The sequence below is a fragment of the Citrobacter sp. TBCS-14 genome (assembly GCF_005280805.1).
Classification (GTDB): domain Bacteria; phylum Pseudomonadota; class Gammaproteobacteria; order Enterobacterales; family Enterobacteriaceae; genus Citrobacter; species Citrobacter gillenii.
The window spans coordinates 1-498 of record NZ_SZWM01000979.1 but is presented as its reverse complement, the minus strand read 5'-3'; the positions used below and the strand labels follow the sequence as shown (position 1 = coordinate 498).

Annotated in this window: 3 pseudogenes; all 3 read left to right on the top strand. The window is 54.9% G+C overall.

The annotated features are described in order from the left end of the window. Nucleotides 1-195 (top strand): annotated as a pseudogene (locus FDX22_RS22495) (PTS mannitol transporter subunit IICBA); the annotation flags it as partial. 1 nt (nt 196) lies between these two features. Next, a pseudogene (locus FDX22_RS22490) lies at nt 197-373 on the top strand (flavodoxin-dependent (E)-4-hydroxy-3-methylbut-2-enyl-diphosphate synthase); the annotation flags it as partial. Next, nucleotides 373-498, top strand: a pseudogene (locus FDX22_RS31885) (hypothetical protein); the annotation flags it as partial. The pseudogenes FDX22_RS22490 and FDX22_RS31885, both read left to right, overlap by 1 nt.

Here is a 498-nt window from a genome sequence, read left to right as displayed (position 1 = left end):
CTCGGTGCGATGATCGCAGGTCCGCTGGGCGGCTGGGCTATCAAGCATTTCGACGGCTGGGTAGACGGTAAGATCAAGTCCGGTTTTGAGATGCTGGTGAATAACTTCTCCGCTGGCATCATCGGGATGATCCTCGCCATTCTGGCATTCCTTGGCATTGGCCCATTGGTTGAAGCACTGTCCAAAATCCTGGCGNCCAGGCAATATCGGTAATGAAGAGCGTATTCGCATGGTGGTGGACTGCGCTCGCGATAACAACATTCCTATCCGCATCGGCGTTAACGCCGGATCGTTGGAAAAAGATCTGCAGGAAAAATACGGCGAACCCACGCCGCAGGCGCTGCTGGAATCAGCTATGCGTCATGTGGATCATTGGCATACATGTTCTTCGGTCGCGGCAGCGCTAAGCAGTCTGCAGGCGGCGCGGCTATCATCCACTTCCTGGGTGGTATCCACGAAATTTACTTCCCGTACGTGCTGATGAACCCGCGTCTGATC